This window comes from Curvibacter sp. T50, from assembly GCF_057219955.1.
Genome location: NZ_JBXVVU010000001.1, coordinates 668,641 through 684,353 on the forward strand (window position 1 = coordinate 668,641; position 15,713 = coordinate 684,353).

13 protein-coding genes are annotated in these 15,713 nt (G+C 63.2%); 5 read left to right on the plus strand and 8 right to left on the minus strand.

Annotation, left to right across the window (positions count from 1 at the left end; translation table 11 throughout):
* Positions 1-69 precede the first annotated feature (69 nt).
* Positions 70-4,239, plus strand: a complete 4,170-nt coding sequence (gene hrpA, locus AC2EBU_RS03225) for an ATP-dependent RNA helicase HrpA (RefSeq protein ID WP_484610102.1) — start codon at positions 70-72, stop codon at positions 4,237-4,239.
* A 17-nt stretch (positions 4,240-4,256) separates the two neighbouring features.
* On the opposite strand, the gene AC2EBU_RS03230 is transcribed toward hrpA, so the two are convergent.
* Positions 4,257-5,324, minus strand: coding sequence for a YcjF family protein (locus AC2EBU_RS03230; protein WP_484610103.1), 1,068 nt, complete (start codon positions 5,322-5,324; stop codon positions 4,257-4,259).
* A gap of 101 nt (positions 5,325-5,425) precedes the next feature.
* Positions 5,426-5,854: a hypothetical protein gene (locus AC2EBU_RS03235; protein WP_484608940.1), complete on the minus strand. Its 429-nt coding sequence runs from the start codon at positions 5,852-5,854 to the stop codon at positions 5,426-5,428.
* A gap of 176 nt (positions 5,855-6,030) precedes the next feature.
* Here AC2EBU_RS03235 and AC2EBU_RS03240 point away from each other — a divergent pair, with 176 nt between their 5' ends.
* Positions 6,031-6,747 (plus strand): Rieske (2Fe-2S) protein, encoded by a 717-nt coding sequence (locus tag AC2EBU_RS03240; RefSeq protein WP_484608941.1) that lies wholly within the window; start codon positions 6,031-6,033, stop codon positions 6,745-6,747.
* Positions 6,748-6,799: 52 nt separating this feature from the next.
* On the opposite strand, the gene AC2EBU_RS03245 is transcribed toward AC2EBU_RS03240, so the two are convergent.
* The 5 genes from AC2EBU_RS03245 to lptF are packed head-to-tail and all read right to left on the minus strand — an operon-like array spanning position 6,800 to position 11,591.
* Positions 6,800-7,978 (minus strand): pyridoxal phosphate-dependent aminotransferase, encoded by a 1,179-nt coding sequence (locus AC2EBU_RS03245; protein ID WP_484608942.1) that lies wholly within the window; start codon positions 7,976-7,978, stop codon positions 6,800-6,802.
* Between the two features lie 11 nt (positions 7,979-7,989).
* Positions 7,990-8,943 carry a CysB family HTH-type transcriptional regulator gene (locus AC2EBU_RS03250; RefSeq protein ID WP_484608943.1) on the minus strand — a complete coding sequence of 318 codons (954 nt, stop codon included), beginning with the start codon at positions 8,941-8,943 and terminating at the stop codon, positions 7,990-7,992.
* 43 nt (positions 8,944-8,986) lie between these two features.
* The gene (locus tag AC2EBU_RS03255; RefSeq protein ID WP_484608944.1) at positions 8,987-9,373 is read right to left on the minus strand and encodes a sirohydrochlorin chelatase; all 387 of its coding nucleotides are present in this window, start codon (positions 9,371-9,373) and stop codon (positions 8,987-8,989) included.
* Positions 9,370-10,476, minus strand: coding sequence for an LPS export ABC transporter permease LptG (lptG, locus tag AC2EBU_RS03260; RefSeq protein WP_484608945.1), 1,107 nt, complete (start codon positions 10,474-10,476; stop codon positions 9,370-9,372). The genes AC2EBU_RS03255 and lptG overlap by 4 nt, the downstream gene beginning before the upstream one ends.
* Positions 10,473-11,591 carry an LPS export ABC transporter permease LptF gene (gene lptF / locus AC2EBU_RS03265; RefSeq protein WP_484608946.1) on the minus strand — a complete coding sequence of 373 codons (1,119 nt, stop codon included), beginning with the start codon at positions 11,589-11,591 and terminating at the stop codon, positions 10,473-10,475. The genes lptG and lptF overlap by 4 nt, the downstream gene beginning before the upstream one ends.
* 24 nt (positions 11,592-11,615) lie before the next feature.
* Between lptF and AC2EBU_RS03270 the strand changes: the two genes are divergently transcribed.
* The 3 genes from AC2EBU_RS03270 (at position 11,616) to AC2EBU_RS03280 (ending at position 14,880) form a co-directional block, all read left to right on the plus strand.
* The gene (locus AC2EBU_RS03270; protein ID WP_484608947.1) at positions 11,616-13,106 is read left to right on the plus strand and encodes a leucyl aminopeptidase; all 1,491 of its coding nucleotides are present in this window, start codon (positions 11,616-11,618) and stop codon (positions 13,104-13,106) included.
* Positions 13,107-13,142: 36 nt separating this feature from the next.
* Complete coding sequence (locus AC2EBU_RS03275) at positions 13,143-13,574, plus strand: DNA polymerase III subunit chi (RefSeq protein ID WP_484608948.1); 432 nt, start codon at positions 13,143-13,145, stop codon at positions 13,572-13,574.
* A 172-nt stretch (positions 13,575-13,746) separates the two neighbouring features.
* The gene (locus AC2EBU_RS03280; protein ID WP_484608949.1) at positions 13,747-14,880 is read left to right on the plus strand and encodes a branched-chain amino acid ABC transporter substrate-binding protein; all 1,134 of its coding nucleotides are present in this window, start codon (positions 13,747-13,749) and stop codon (positions 14,878-14,880) included.
* Positions 14,881-15,068: 188 nt separating this feature from the next.
* Here AC2EBU_RS03280 and AC2EBU_RS03285 read toward each other — a convergent pair whose 3' ends face one another.
* On the minus strand, positions 15,069-15,713 hold the full coding sequence (locus AC2EBU_RS03285) for an ankyrin repeat domain-containing protein (RefSeq protein WP_484608950.1): 645 nt from the start codon (positions 15,711-15,713) through the stop codon (positions 15,069-15,071).

The following is a 15,713-nucleotide window of genomic DNA, read 5'->3' on the forward strand; positions in this document are numbered from 1 at the left end:
CTTGCCCCGTCGCGCCTGCCGATCGAATTCCCGGACTCGCTGCCCGTGTCGGGCCGCCGCCACGAGATCATGGCGGCGCTGGAGCAGCACCAGGTCATCATCGTCTGCGGCGAAACCGGCTCGGGCAAGACCACGCAGCTGCCCAAGATCGCCCTGGCCCTGGGCCGGGGCCGCCTGAACGCACCGCCCGGGCCGGACGGCAAACCGCCGCGCGGGCGCCTGATCGGGCACACCCAGCCGCGCCGGATCGCTGCCAGCAGCGTGGCCAAACGCATCGCCGAAGAGCTCAAGACCCCGCTGGGCGAGGTGGTGGGCTACAAGGTGCGCTTCAACGACCGGCTGGGCCCGAACGCCTCGGTCAAGCTGATGACCGACGGCATTTTGCTGGCCGAAACGCAGACCGACCCGCTGCTCAAGGCCTACGACACGATCATCATCGACGAGGCCCACGAGCGCAGCCTGAACATCGACTTCCTGCTGGGTTACCTCAAGCAGATCCTGCCGCGCCGCCCGGACCTGAAGGTGATCGTCACCTCGGCCACCATCGACGCCGACCGGTTCGCCCAGCACTTCGGCACCCGCCAGCGCCTGCCGCGCGGGCGGCGCAAGGGCGAGCCTGCGCCCGGCACCGAGGGCGCGGAAGCCTCCATCGAATGGGGGCCATTGATTCCCGCGCCGGTGATCATGGTGTCCGGGCGCACCTTTCCGGTGGAGCAGCGCTGGAAACCGTTCGAAGAGACCAAGGATTTCGGGCTGAACGAGGCCATTGCCGACGCGGTGGATGAGCTGTGGATGGGCGTCCGGCCGGCGCCGGGCCGCCCCAAGCCGGACGGGGCCCCCTCGGGGGGCAGCGACGACGCGCAGCGCGGAGCGTGGGGGCCACCACCCGGAGGCGACATCCTGGTCTTCCTGCCCGGCGAGCGCGAAATCCGCGAAGCCGCCGACCACCTGCGCGGCCACCTGTCGCACTCGGCGCTGACCCGCAATGCCGAGGTGCTGCCGCTGTTCGCCCGCCTGTCCCAGGCCGAGCAGGACCGCATCTTTGACAGCCACAGCGGCCGGCGCATCGTGCTGGCCACCAACGTGGCGGAAACGTCGCTCACGGTGCCGGGCATCCGCTACGTGATCGACGCGGGCACCGCGCGCGTCAAGCGCTACAGCCTGCGCAGCAAGGTGGAGCAGCTGCTGGTCGAGCCCGTCAGCCAGGCGGCGGCCAACCAGCGCGCCGGCCGTTGCGGCCGGGTGGCGAACGGCATCTGCATCCGCCTGTACGACGAGGCCGACTTCAACGGCCGGGCGCGCTTCACCGACCCGGAAATCCTGCGCTCGTCGCTGGCGGGCGTGATTCTGCGCATGAAATCGCTGCGCCTGGGCTCGGTGGAAGACTTCCCGTTCCTGGAGGCGCCGTCGCGCCGCGCCATCACCGACGGTTACCTGCTGCTGCAGGAGCTGGGCGCGTTGAGCGAAGCGAACGAACTCACCGCACTTGGGCGTGAGCTGGCCAAACTGCCGCTGGACCCCCGGGTGGGCCGCATGATTCTGGAAGGCCGCGAACGCGGTGCGCTGGCCGAGGTGCTGGTGATCGCCGCCGCGCTGTCGGTGCAGGACGTGCGCGACCGCCCGATGGACGCCCAGCAACAGGCCGACCAGCAGCACGCCAAGTTCGACGACGAGAAAAGCGAGTTCTCCGGTTACCTGAAGCTGTGGAAATGGCTGGGTGACGCCCGCGGGGGTGTGCCCGCGCTGCCCTCCGCCCGCGCCCAGAAGGACGCCGCCCGCAAGGGGGCACCTTCGCAAGCCGTGCTGCCGGTGGCCCAGCGCGCCGCCGCGGCCCTGGCCGCCGCCCGTCAGGCCCTGGCCGCCCAGGGGCAGGCGGCGCCGGAAATGGCCGCCGCGCCCACCCACAAGCTGAGCAACCGTCAGTACGAACAGCTGCTGCGCCAGAACTACATCAGCATCCGCCGGGTGCGCGAGTGGCGCGACATCCACTCCCAGCTGCTGACCGTGGTCACCGAGCACCAGTGGAAGCTCAACCCGCAGCCCGCCAGCTATGAGGCGCTGCACCTGTCGATGCTGGCCGGTCTGCTGGGCAACGTGGGCTACCGCCCGGAAGACCTGGCGGCCGGCGCCAGCCAGGCCGAATACCTGGGCGCGCGGGGCATCAAGTTCCACCGCCACCCGGGTGCGCACCTGAGCAAGAAGCCCGGGCGCTGGATCGTGGTGGCCGAGCTGGTGGAAACCACCCGCCTGTTCGGGCGGGGCATTGCCGCCATCGAGCCGCAGTGGCTGGAAGAGGTGGGCGGCCATCTGCTGAAAAAGCAGCTGCTCGACCCGCACTGGGAGAAAAAGGCCGGCGAGGTGGTGGCGCTGGAGCGCGCCACGCTGTACGGGCTGGTGGTCTACAACAACCGGCGCGTGAGCTACGGCCGGGTGGACCCGCACGCGGCACGCGAAATCTTCATCCGCGAAGCGCTGGTGGCCGGCGAGTGGGAGACGAAGCTGCCGTTCCTGGCCGCCAACCAGAAGCTGGTGGCCAAGGTGGAGGAGCTGGAGCACAAGTCCCGCCGGCAGGACGTGCTGGTGGACGAGGAACTGATCTACGCCTTCTACGACCAGCAGCTGCCCAAAGACCTGTGCACCGCGCGCGAGCTGGAAGCCTGGTGGCGCGACGCTTCGAAAACGAACCCGAAACTGCTGCAGCTCTCGCGCGACGAGCTGATGCGCCACGAGGCCGCCGGCATCACCACCGCCGCTTTCCCCCGCACCGTGCGCCTGGGCGGCACCGACTGCGCGGCCAGCTACCTGCACGAGCCGGGCGACGCCAAGGACGGCCTGACGGTGACGGTGCCGCTGTTTGTGCTGAACCAGGTCAGCGACGAGCGCTGCGAATGGCTGGTGCCCGGCATGCTCAAGGACAAGATTCAGGCGCTGCTCAAGAGCCTGCCGCAAAAGCCCCGCAGCCGCTTCGTGCCGCTGCCCGACAACGCGGCCCGGCTGGCCGAGGCGCTGTCCGAGCCCACCGCCTTTGGCCACGGCAGCCTGCTGGAGGTGCTGCTCAAGCGGGTGCGCGACGAGACCAGCCTGGACGTCAAACGCACCGATTTCAAGCTCGACATGGTCAGCGCGCACCTGTTCATGAACTTCCGGGTGGTGGACGAACACGGCCGCCAGCTGGGCCACGGGCGCAACCTCGGCGCGCTGAAAGCCGAGCTCGGGGCCCGGGCGCGCGGCGCGTTCCAGGCGCTGGCGACGCTGAAAGTGAACCAGGCGGCCGAGCAGGCCGCGGCGGAAGCCGTTTCGGAACAAAAACAGGCATTACCCAGCGTAAAACGGTCTTCTATTGCTACAAAAACAGAATCAAAAGTGGCGCCCGCCAGTGCCGCGTTCGAGCCCCAGCGCACCACCACATGGAGCTTTGGCGAACTGCCCGAGCTGATGGAAATCCGCAAGGGCGGCGCCAGCCTGATCGGGTTTCCGGCCCTGATCGACCAGGGCGATGCGGTCACCATCGAGGTGTTCGACGAACCGCAGATCGCCGCAACCCGCCACCGCGCCGGCTTGCGCCGGCTGTTCGCACTGCAGATCCGCGATGCGCTGAAATACCTGGAAAAGAACATCCCCGATCTGCAGAAAATGGCCGTCGCGTTCATGCCACTGGGCACGCTGGAAGAACTGCGTGGCCAGATCATCGAGGTGGCGCTCGACCGCGCCTTTCTGCTGGAGCCTTTACCGACCTGCGAGGCGGACTTCAGGCGCCGTGTCGAAGAGGGACGCGCCCGCCTGACGCTGATTGCCAACGAAGTCGCGCGGCTGGCCGGCGTGGTGCTGGCCGAATACGCCAGCGCAAGTCGCAAGATCCGCGACACCAAAGGGGCACCGGATGCGGTGGCCGACTGCACGCAGCAACTGGCACGCCTGATGCCGAAGAATTTCCTGGCCGCGACGCCGTGGTCGCAACTGCAGCATCTGGCGCGCTATCTCAAGGCCATCGTGCTGCGCCTGGACAAATTCCGCGCCGACCCGGCCCGCGACGCCGCCCGCCTGGCCGACCTGCGGGCCCAGGAAACCCGCTACTGGCGCCTGGTGTCCGAGCGCAAAGGGGCCGTGGACGAGCGCATGACGGAATTGCGCTGGCTGCTGGAAGAGCTGCGCGTGAGCTTTTTCGCCCAGGAATTGCGCACCCCGCAACCGGTCAGTGTCAAACGGCTGGACAAGGTGTGGGCGCAGCTGCAGAGCTGACCCGCCAGTCGGAACGACTACTGTCCGCGAACCATCGCCAGCACCTGGCCAGCGTCCAGCGTGGCGGCTTTTTGCCGGATCTGGGGCAGATACTGTGTCTGCATCTGCTTGGCCGGGCCCAGCAGGCCCTGGAAAGTGTCGCGCAGCATCGCGGTGTTCATGACCCGCCCGCCGCCGTAGTACCGTTTGGCCAGCTGGCCCAGCGCATAGGTGGTGGCAAACGAAAAGGCCATGCCGGTTGCCGCACCACCGATTTTTCCCATGGTTTTGCCCGCCGCCTTGCCCAGCAGGCCGCCGAGCAGTTTGCGACCGAACTGCTCCAGGTACTGCGAGGTCATGCCCACACCGGCGGCGGCAATGAATTCCTTGATGTGGCCCTGGTCGAGGGATACCCCATGGGCCTGCCCGATGCCATAGACCATCTTGATCTGCAGCGGGATGATCGCCATGGACGCCCAGGACTGGGGCAACAGCTCCAGAGCGCCGTTGAGGAGCGCGTAATTGAGGATCGAACGATCCACTTCGGCCTCATTGACCGCCGGGCTTGCCCCCGGCTGCAGTGAGGTGGCGGCAACAGGCCGTGGCGCGGCGGCCGCTTCGGCAGGGACAAAGGGCTCGACCGCCTGTTCGATGGCACGGGCCTGATCGTTACCGGTGCCGAGCGCGGACTTGAGCCGGTCAAGAAAAGCCCGCTCGGAGTCGGTGGTGCGACCGTCCGCCTCACACACACACAGGGCCATTTCGTAGGCGTAAAGACGCAGGTTGTCGTCTTTCAGGGCGGCGGCGGCATCGTCCAGGCTGACGCGTTTGAGCATCACATCCTGCACCAGCATGCGCAGGTCGATGGTGGCCGAGTCCGGTGCGAGCGACTCCGCCATGCGGCGGATCTCTTCGCGCTCGCGTTCGTCTTTTGAGCCGTCGGCGATGGCCGCGTGAAGGGCAATGGCAAGAATGGCTTTCTGGTCGTCGGGGTGCATGGAACATCTTTCAGGAGGTACCACCCGCGCGCCACGCGCATTTTTCTTGACGGCTTGGCAAACGGGCGCTGCGATGATGCTACCAAGGCGGCCGCCCGGGCGAACAATTCCTCACCGCGGGTATCCCTTTGGCGGCATCAGGCCATCGGGCTTCGGGAAGTGCGGCCGATCACCCCGTGGCGACAGCCCTCAGGCGAGGCCGGCCGGAATCAGCCGCGTGGCGTATCGCCACGCAATCCTTTGCGTTTGCGCTGGCGATCAAGGTACCAGGCCAGAAACGGCAGCAATGCCATGGAACCCGGAATGGCCCAGATGAACAGGTAAGGACTGACCGACGACGCCGAACGAACCATGGACTGAAGGCGCACCTTGTCGTCATCGGTCCAAGTGCCACCCCGACGCTCTTTCATCAGCAAGGGCCAGGCACCTTTGATATGCGCCAGTTCGTCGCGAAAGCGCCGCGTCTCGCGTCGATTGCTGGCCAGAAACGAGCAAAACCAGACTGGCGCCTTGGGCATCCTGGCCTGAAAGTGGGTCGTTTCGTCAGCATTGAACCCGCCGGGAGCGCCCACAGCATTGTCAGCACGCGCCCGCGTGTCGCCAGCAGGAAGGGAAACCGGGAGGGAAGGGTCTGACATGGCGTCGATTATCGCGGTGAGACCCGGATCCGGCTGTGGCATTTTCCCCACCCGAACCGGGTTTGCAGCGGGGATGAACATCTGCCAGGTAACCCTGCTACCCGATACCCGATACCCGAAGTTGACAGACGCCGGCACATGGGCTTCACTGCGGGTTTCGACCGCCGGAGGGATTGATGGACCGACGCGATTTCGTGGAAAGTTGCGCTTTGGGGGCAGGCGCCCTGGCAGCGACACTGGCTGGCCCCGGCTGGGCAGCGACCGTGGTGCCCCGCAGCTATGCGCGCACCGTGCTCGTTGATGAGTATGACCGTCCGATCCTGGCGTCCCGGCTGAAGCCCAAGATCAATTACGTGTTTCACTATCCGTTCGAAGCCACGCCGGTGTTCCTGCTGGAACTGGGCAAAGCAGCGGCGCCGGTGGCGCTGCAGACGAAGGATCGCCAGGACTACCAATGGCCCGGTGGTGTTGGCCCCGGCCGCAGCATCGTTGCCTTCAGTGCGATCTGCGCGCACCAGCTGGTCTACCCGACGCGGGAGGTAAGTTTCATCAGTTTTCGCAAAGGCCCGGCGGTCAACCCCAAGACGCCCAGCAAAGGGGAAGACCTGATCCACTGTTGCGCGGACCATAGCCAGTACGACCCGTCACGCGGCGCCCATGTCCTGGGCGGACCCGCGGAACAGCCCCTGTGCGCGGTGCTGCTGGAGCATGATCCGCGTAACGACCAGCTCACAGCGACGGGCACACTGGGCGGCGAACTTTTCGAGGCATTTTTTCGCAAGTACGAAATGAAGCTCAGCCTGGAGGTCGGCTTCCATGCGCGCAACCGCGTTGCCGCGCGCAGCACGGTGCGGGAACTGGAGCGGTTTTGCCGCAATCCCGTGCGCTGCTGATGGCCGAGGTCGGCTTCCCCCTGCGTCCCCTGTGCCGGTGCGGCAAGGGCCTTTACAGGCGCGCCAGGCGTGCCAGCGCGGCGCGCAGCGTGTCGTCTTTCTTGGCGTAGCAGAAGCGGATCACCTTCTGGTCGAAGCCGTTGCCGTAGAACGCGGACAGCGGAATGGCCGCCACGCCGACTTCGGTGGTGAGCCAGCGGCAAAAATCGGCCTCCGGCAGGTCACGCTCCGGCACAGCCAGCCCCGAGATGTCCACACACTGGAAGTAGCTGCCCTCGCTGGGCAGCAATCTGAAACGGGTTTGCGCCAGTCCGTCGCGGAACAGGTCACGTTTGGCGGCGTAGAACGCCGGCAGTTGCAGGTAGGGTGCCGGATCGGCCAGGTAGGCGGCCAGGCCGTGCTGCATGGGGGTGTTCACGGTGAACACGTTGAACTGGTGCACCTTGCGGAATTCCGCCGTCAGGGTCGCCGGGGCGCAGACGGTGCCTACCTTCCACCCGGTGACATGGAAGGTCTTGCCGAAGCTGCTGACGATGAAGCTTCGCGCGGCCAGCCCCGGGTAGCGGGCGGCGCTGAGGTGCTCGTTCGGCGCGTAGACCATGTGCTCGTAGACCTCGTCGCTGATGACGAACACGTCGGTCGGAGCCAGCAGCGCGTCCAGGCGGCGCATGTCCGCGTCGCTCCAGATCGTCGCGCTGGGGTTGTGCGGGCTGTTGATCAGGATCGCGCGGGTGCGCGGTGACAGGGCTGCCGCGATGCGGTCGAAATCCGGGCGGAAGGTGCCCGGCGTCAGCGGCACCGGAACGGCCACGCCGCCGGCGAGTTCGATGTTGGGCACGTAGCTGTCATAGCAGGGTTCGAGCACGATGACTTCGTCCCCCGCACGGACAATCGCCAGGACAGCGGTCAGGATGGCCTGGGTGGCGCCGGCGGTGATGGTGACTTCGGTGCCCGGGTCGTAGCGTCGGCCGTGCAGCGCCTGCACCTTGGCCGACACCGCATCGCGCAGGGCGGGTACACCAGGCATCGGCGGGTACTGGTTCAGGCCGCGCCGCATGGCGCCCGTGACGGCATCGACCAGTTGGGAATCGCAATCGAAGTCCGGAAAACCCTGGCCGAGATTGACCGCGCCTTTTTCGGCAGCCAGGGCCGACATCACGCTGAAAATGGTGGTGCCCACCTTGGGCAGCTTGGATTGCAGGGCAGGGCTGTGGTCGGGGGAAGCGGTCATGGGGATGCGGTTCAGAGGTCGTAATCGGTTTCATGGCCGCTCAGGGCCAGCGTGATGAGCTTGCGGTCGAGCCGGTCGGACAACAATTCGGCGAAGCGATAGACAAAGTTGCGCAGCCAGGCCCCTCGCTTGAACGCAACACGGGTGACGTTCTGACCGAGCAGTGCGCCCAAGGGGCGGGTGACCAGATCGGCGTTGCCGTCGCGGGCCGCCAGGTCCCGCACCGCCATTTCGGCGACGATGCCGATTCCGAGCCCCAGCCGGACATAGGTGGTGATGACGTCGGAATCAATGGCTTCCAGGGCAATGCGTGGCACCAGTTTGCGGCTCTCGAAGGCTTTGTCAATGCGCGTACGCCCGGTAAAGGAGGGGTGGTAGGTGATCAGGGGCTCATGGGCCAGGTCTTCGAGAGTCAGTCGCTCGACCCGGGCCAGCGGATGATCGGCCGGCACAACCAGCATGTGCTGCCAGTCGTAACAGGGCAATGTGACCAGCGCGTCGTAGTCCGCCAGGGATTCGGTGGCAATGCCAATTTCGGCGACATCGTCGATGAGCATGCGCGCCACCTGATCCGGGGTGCCCTGATGCAACGCGACGTTGACTTTGGGAAAGGCGGCACGCAGTCGGGATACCGGTACCGGCAGTACGTAACGGGCCTGGGTATGGGTTGTCGCGATCGAGAGCACGCCGCTGTCCTGCGCGGAATAATGCTCGCCAATTCGCCGCAGGTTGCCGACCTCGCGCATGATCAGGTCAATGCTGCGCAGCACATGCTGCCCTGGTTCGGTGACCCGTTTGAGGCGTTTGCCGTGTCGGGCAAATATCTCGATGCCCAACTCTTCTTCCAGCTCAATGATGGCTTTGGAAACACCCGGTTGCGAGGTGTGAAGTGCTTTGGCGGTTTCGGTGAGGTTGAGGTTGCGCCGCGCGGCTTCCTGGACAAATCGGAACTGGTGAAGATTCATCGCGAACTCTTATATTGATCGCGATCATTATTTCATATCACATCTAACTAACAGCAATGCGGCCAAGCACTTCGATCAAGCGGGGGTCTTCACCGACCGAGGGTCGCAAGTCGAACTCCACGTTGGGATACTGATCGCGCAATTCCGCGACCATGCGTGGCAGGTCCTCGCGGGCGTGCTTGCCGACACCCAGAAACAAGGGAAGCACCACCATGTGGTTGACCCCGCGACCTGCCAGATCGGCCACCGCAGACGCCAGGTCCGGCTCAGACCATTCGAGGTAGGCACAGCGGACCACCGTGGCGGGCTCCATTGCGAGAACCTGCGCGGCGACTGCCTCGATGGGGGCGCGCCAGGCTGCATCGCGCGAGCCATGGGCGAACAGCACGACCGCACGTTGGCGAAAAGAGGAGAGTCCTGCGCAGGTCATCGTCGAAGCACCAGCCATCCGAATGCCGCCAGCGACAAGGCACTGTAGAGCAAGCCCGGCGCGGCGGCAGCCAGCCATGGTTGCCAGTTTTGGAGATTGCCCACAAAACCGAACACGTTGTTCAGAAGGAAAAAGCTGATGCCCACAATCACGCCCAGGAACACATAACCGGTGATGCTCCCCGAACGGAAGTGAAGGTAGGCGAAGGGCAGGGCAAGTACCACCATGACAAGGCAACTCAAGGGGTAGAAGACCTTGCGCCAGAACTCGATCTCGTAGCGCTGGGCGGTCTGACCGTTGTCGCGCAAATGGCGGATGTAGGTGAAAAGGTCCACCGTCCGCATACGGTCGGGCTTGAGCAGTGCGGCCGAGACCATCTCTGCGCTCAAGCTGTTGGGCCACTCCAGTGAATCCCGCACCATCCGGCGCACCGATGGCGCCGTTGCGCCCATGATTTCGAATTCGGTCCGCTGGACCTGATGCAGCATCCATCGACCATTCTTGCCAAATGTGCCGGAATCGGCCTCGGTCAGCGACCGCATCTGGCCGCTACGGTCGAACTCGAACAGAGTCACGTTGCGCAGGCTGCCGTCGGGTGCCAGAGAACGCACGTTGACCGAAAAGGCCGATTCCTGCTGACGCTCCTTGAGCCATGCACCTGTCTGTCCCGTGGTCAGGTTGCCCTGATGGCGTGCCTTCAGCAATTGGGCGCTGCGATCGCTCCAGGGCGCCACATAGTCACCGAGCAAGAATGTCAGGACAACAAAAAAACCACCGAGCAACAACAGGGTTTTGAGCGCCAGGGCAGGTCCCAGGCCGCTGGTCCGCAAGATCGTGTACTCCGAACTTTGGGCCAACCGCGCCATGACGTAAATGCATCCAATCAGGACGGTAATCGGCAGCAACTCGTACAGATGATTGGGAATCAACAACACCACGTACGTCAGCGCGTGTTCGAACTGATAGCCAGAGGCGCCGCCGCGGCCGATGGCCGGCAATTCGTCGACCAGGTCGAAGAACAGGAACAGGGAAAGGAAACCCGCGGTCACAAAGGCCACAGACAGTGCGACCTCGCGGTAAAGGAGACGTCGGACGGTTCTCACACACTCGCCTCACGGTGGTGCGGGCGGCGTGACAGCCATGAGCGCCAGCTCCAACCCTGGTGTCGAGCAATCAACCACGCCATGGCGACTGCGAGCACACCGCCGTGCAGACCGATCAGCCAGGCAAGCAGCGTGACCTGACCGGCGGCTACCCAACTTTGCCCCAGGTTGAGCAGGTTGTAATAGATAACAAAGGCGAACAGGGCAAAAACCAGACTGCCGCTGCGACCCGCTCGCGGGTTGACATTGGCCACAGCCAAGGCAAGCATCAGCAGGTTCAATGCGGAAAAGATCAGCCCGATCCGCCAACCCAGCTCACCCTGATTCTCGGGGGTCGGCTCACGCAAAAGGCGCAAGGTGGATCGCGAACGGGCGGGTAGTTCCTGCAGCGGCGCCAGCCGTTTCTCGTCGATCACCGTCCGGTATTCTTCGAACTCGCTGAGTTTGATGGGCCGGTCCCGGTTGACCGACTGGTCCATTTCAAGACGTTGACCTTTGTTGAGTATGAGGATCCGGCGCCCGTCGACGATTTCGATACGCGCGCTGCGGGCCGACGTGACCGAATGTGTACCGCGCTCGCGGGCGGCGATGAAAACGTTACTTCCCCACTGACCATCAGTTGATTCCTTGTCAACGAAGAAAACCCGATTCCCGTCCGCGCTCTCCTGGAACTGTCCGGGCGCGATGCGCTCGATATCGCCCCGGCGCTCATAGCGATCACGCAATTCACGAATTTGCTGGTTGGACCAGGGCCAGATCAGCAGCGACAGCACCGGGATCATCAGCAGCACCGGCCAGGCGAAGCGCAACAGGGGGGTTAGAAACCGCAGGCTACCCTGGCCGCTGGAAAACCAGATCACCATCTCCCGGTCCGCGTACATCCGTGACAAGGTGGCAACAATAGAAATGAACAGGCTCAGGCTGAGCAGGGTTGGCAGGTAACCCAGCACGGTGAACCCCAGGATCAACAACACCTCGGAGGGATTCACGACCCCCCTGGAAGCCTGTCCCAGGGTACGAATCAGCATCATCGTCATCACGATGGTGGCCAGAACGACCAGCGTCGCCCCGAAGCTTCGTGCCAGTTCCCGGCGGATCGAGGAATGGAATAACATCAATCGTCAACTCAAAACGCGATTATGGACTTTGAACTGCTTGCGCTTGATTCCCGCACTGCCCCCGCGCTTGAAACCGAGACACTTGTCGTCCTGGTTCCCGAGGGCTTCAACGATCTGAGCTGCCCGCTGTCGGCCTTGGTCAGCGATACGCTGCGCAGTGGTCACCTCAGTGCCAAGCCGGGGAAAATGCTCCCGCTGTACCAGCACCCGGCCATCAAAGCGCCTCGAGCCGTCTTGGTGGGTTGCGGCGACGGGAAAGCCAAGGCGCTTGGTCTGGCCGTGGAAGCAGCCATTGCCGCTTTGAAGTCCGGACCAACCCGGGAGATCACCGTCGCGTGTTTGTCTCCTTGCGACGGGCCGGGTATCCGGGCCGCTGTGCTGGCCGCGTCACGCGCGACTTACGAATACACCGAAACAAAAACGACGTTTGAGCCGTCAGTGCTTCTCAGAGTGAGGCTCGGTGTGCCAGAGCCAGACTTGGTGCAATCCGCCTTCAACGAAGCAGTTGGAATCGCAGCGGGAATCGGCCTCGCACGACATTGGGCTGATCGTCCGGGCAATCACGCCACACCGACCGGGCTGGCCAAGGCGGCAAAAGATATTGCCCGCTACGCGGATATCCGATGCAGGGTCCGCGGTCCCGACGAGGTGAACAAACTCGGCATGGGCGCGTTCCTTGCGGTAGCGAAGGGTTCAGCCGAGCCGTTGCGATTCATCGAATTGAGCTACTCGGGGGCAAACGGGAGCCAAGCCCCCATCGTTCTGATTGGCAAAGGAATCACCTTTGATTCCGGCGGGATCTCACTCAAGCCAGCCGCCGAGATGGATGAGATGAAATTCGATATGGGCGGAGCCGCCAGTGTTCTGGGTGTTTTTCGCGCACTTGCCGAGATCCGGCCGGCCGTCAATGTGATTGGTCTGATTCCTGCCTGTGAGAACCTGCCCTCGGGGACCGCCGTGAAACCTGGCGATGTGGTCACCAGTCTGTCGGGCCAGACCATCGAGATATTGAACACCGATGCCGAAGGTCGCCTGATCCTGTGCGATGCACTGACCTATGCCGCCCGATTCAAGCCGGCGGCCATCATCGATATCGCCACCTTGACCGGTGCCTGCGTGATTGCCCTAGGTCACCTCCGGACCGGCCTTTTCGCGAACGATGACGAACTCGCCAAGGCATTGCAGGAAGCGGGCGAGCTTGCGCAGGATACCTGCTGGCGCATGCCATTGGACGACGAATATGCGGAAGGCCTGAAATCGCGATTCGCCGATGTCGCCAACGTGGGGGGGCGCCCGGGCGGCGCGGTGACTGCGGCGAAGTTCCTGCAACGATTTGTCGAAGGGCAGAAGTGGGCGCACCTGGATATTGCCGGAACCGCGTGGAAGAGCGGGGCGGCCAAGGGCGCTACCGGACGGCCAGTTGGGCTTCTGGTTTCCTACTTGCTGAAGCAGTCCGCCTCCGCTGACCGGGGGGCACCGTCCAAATCCCGGACACGGCGACCCAAAAAATAGTCAAGTCCCCAAGGAACAGCCCCGAAGCAATCGCGAATGACCGAAGTTTCGTTTCATTTCAACGCAACTGACCGCCTGGAGCACGCCTGCAAGGTGATTCGCAAGGCAGCCACAAGCGGGACCCGGGTCTTTGTCCTGGGCGAACGACCGCTTCTTGAGGAACTGGACCTGAAGCTGTGGGTCATAACATCGACCAGCTTCATCAGCCACCATTGGGTCGACCAAGACCCGTTCAACCCGGGGGACGCAACGGCAGTGCTGGGCGAACAGGTGCAGAAACTCGCCAACCGACCTGTCCTGCTGAACCTGACCGATGCCGTTCCCGAGAGTCTGCAGGATTTCAGCCGCGTGATCGAGATCGTCTCGACCGCCGAGTCGGATCGCGCTGCCGCGCGCCAGCGATGGCGAAACTACCTTGCACTCGGGTGTCCACTGGAGCGGCATGATCTGGCAGCACCACGTGAATGACGCCGATAGCTGCCAGAGGGTCTTTCATCAGCATTTCCAATAGGCAAGTAATTCACCTACTTTCGGTGTACCTATCGCATTCCCTATGGTCCACGCTCATCTTTTGCGATAAGGTCTACGCCTGTTGAGTCACAACAACCAACCTCAACTTTTATTCGACTGGAGTTTTTTTATGCAGATGAAGTTGAAATTGACTGTCGTTGCTGGTCTGGCTGCCTTTGCTGGCATTGCCGCTGCCCAGGACGTCCAAGTCGTCAAGATTGGCCACGTTGCCCCGATTTCCGGCGCGCAGGCACACTACGGCAAGGACAATGAGAACGGCGTCCGCATGGCCATTGAAGAGCTCAATGCGCAGAACATCTCGATCGGCGGCAAGCGCATCCGTTTCGAGATTCAGGCTGAAGACGACGCTGCCGATCCGAAGCAGGGCACCGCTGCCGCACAGAAACTGTGTGATGCCAAAGTCGCTGGCGTAGTCGGGCACCTCAATTCCGGCACAACCATTCCAGCTTCCAAGGTGTACAACGACTGCGGCATTCCGCACGTCACAGGCGCGGCGACCAACCCGAACCTGACCAAGCCTGGCTACAAGACCACCTTCCGAATCATCGCCAACGACAACTCGCTGGGCGCCGGTCTGGCGTTCTACGCAGCGGATGCTCTCAAGCTCAAGCGCGTGGCGATCATTGATGACCGCACCGCATACGGCCAAGGTGTTGCCGAGGTGTTCAAGAGAACAGCCCAGGCCAAAGGCATGCAAATCGTTGACGAGCAGTTCACGACGGACAAGGCCACGGACTTCATGGCCATCCTGACTGCCATCAAGTCCAAGAATCCCGACGCGATTTTCTACGGTGGCATGGATCCGCAAGCTGGTCCGATGCTGCGTCAGATGGAACAACTCGGCCTGTCGAACGTCAAGTACTTCGGTGGCGACGGCATCTGCACCTCCGAGATTGCCAAGCTGGCGGCTGGTGCCAAGACGCTTAACAACGTGGTTTGTGCAGAAGGCGGCTCCTCGCTGCAGAAGATGCCTGGTGGTACGGCTTGGAAAGCAAAGTACGATGCCAAGTACCCTGGTCAGTTCCAGGTTTACAGCCCGTACACCTATGACGCGACTTTCCTGATTGTCGACGCGATGAAGCGCGCCAATTCCGTCGATCCGAAGGTCTACACCCCCAAGCTCGCTGAGTCGAACTTCAAGGGCGTGACCTCGACGATTCAGTTCGAATCCAACGGTGAACTGAAGAACCCCGCGATCACCTTGTACGTCTACAAGGATGGCAAGAAGGTTCCTCTGAACTGATAGCGCGACGGTCATTTGAACCGAAAAGGGCCACCGCAAGGTGGCCTTTTTTTTCGCCGATGCGGATTCATGGCTTTCGGGGGACTTTTACTGAAGCCTGTGCCATCTTCATTCGTCTCTTAGACTTTACATAATATACATCGTATAAAATTGAAAGAGTCAATCGCTGACGGACAGACATGCGGTTGTTACCACTTGCCTTTGGGTTGTCGCGCCCGGACAAAAGCGCCAATCAATTCTGCGGAGTCTCTGCGTTCTGCACCCAATGCAAAATCTATCGCGCTCAAGTGCAACTGGTTCTTCAGCATCGGATCGGCACCTTCTTCCAGAAGGACTTTGACCGCCCCAGGAGATCCATAGCGTGCGGCCATCATCAGCGGCGTCGTACCGTTTGGCGACTCCGCATCAATGTAGGCATGCTGTTCCAGGAGAACCCGAACAATGGCCACGTTCCCGGCGGTCGCTGCGTAATGCAATGGAGTCCACCCCGTCTTGTTGACATCCGCTCCAGCCTTGATCAAACGCTCCACCAGACCCAGATGCCCTTTGAGTGCCGCCATCATCAAGGGAGTTTCATCCTGTGCCGTGCGCGGATCCACATCGATTCGCGGCCAGGACACGAGAAGATCAGCACAGCGCAAGGATCCGTCACGGATCGCCAGAAACAAGCCCGCAAAGCCGGCCGGGTTGCGGGTATTCGGGTCCATCCCGCGCTCAAGCAATCCTCGAAGAGCGCCGACATCGTCGCGCGAAATCGCTGCGAAATAATCCTCGTACGCTCCCGCGACAGCCTGCCGACTCACCAGCAAAGGCGCACCGAACAGACCAAGCAT

What these genes read in the sequence shown, in the direction of transcription:
- AC2EBU_RS03275 (WP_484608948.1), top strand. Translation starts at nt 13,143, where the DNA reads ATGACCGAAGTTTCGTTTCATTTCAACGCAACTGACCGCCTGGAGCAC.
- AC2EBU_RS03245 (WP_484608942.1), bottom strand. Translation starts at nt 7,978, where the DNA reads ATGACCGCTTCCCCCGACCACAGCCCTGCCCTGCAATCCAAGCTGCCC.
- AC2EBU_RS03280 (WP_484608949.1), top strand. Translation starts at nt 13,747, where the DNA reads ATGCAGATGAAGTTGAAATTGACTGTCGTTGCTGGTCTGGCTGCCTTT.
- lptF (WP_484608946.1), bottom strand. Translation starts at nt 11,591, where the DNA reads ATGTTATTCCATTCCTCGATCCGCCGGGAACTGGCACGAAGCTTCGGG.
- AC2EBU_RS03270 (WP_484608947.1), top strand. Translation starts at nt 11,616, where the DNA reads ATGGACTTTGAACTGCTTGCGCTTGATTCCCGCACTGCCCCCGCGCTT.
- AC2EBU_RS03285 (WP_484608950.1), bottom strand. Translation starts at nt 15,713, where the DNA reads ATGCTTGGTCTGTTCGGTGCGCCTTTGCTGGTGAGTCGGCAGGCTGTC.
- AC2EBU_RS03250 (WP_484608943.1), bottom strand. Translation starts at nt 8,943, where the DNA reads ATGAATCTTCACCAGTTCCGATTTGTCCAGGAAGCCGCGCGGCGCAAC.
- hrpA (WP_484610102.1), top strand. Translation starts at nt 70, where the DNA reads ATGGCGGCGCTGGAGCAGCACCAGGTCATCATCGTCTGCGGCGAAACC.
- AC2EBU_RS03235 (WP_484608940.1), bottom strand. Translation starts at nt 5,854, where the DNA reads ATGTCAGACCCTTCCCTCCCGGTTTCCCTTCCTGCTGGCGACACGCGG.
- AC2EBU_RS03255 (WP_484608944.1), bottom strand. Translation starts at nt 9,373, where the DNA reads ATGACCTGCGCAGGACTCTCCTCTTTTCGCCAACGTGCGGTCGTGCTG.
- AC2EBU_RS03240 (WP_484608941.1), top strand. Translation starts at nt 6,031, where the DNA reads ATGGACCGACGCGATTTCGTGGAAAGTTGCGCTTTGGGGGCAGGCGCC.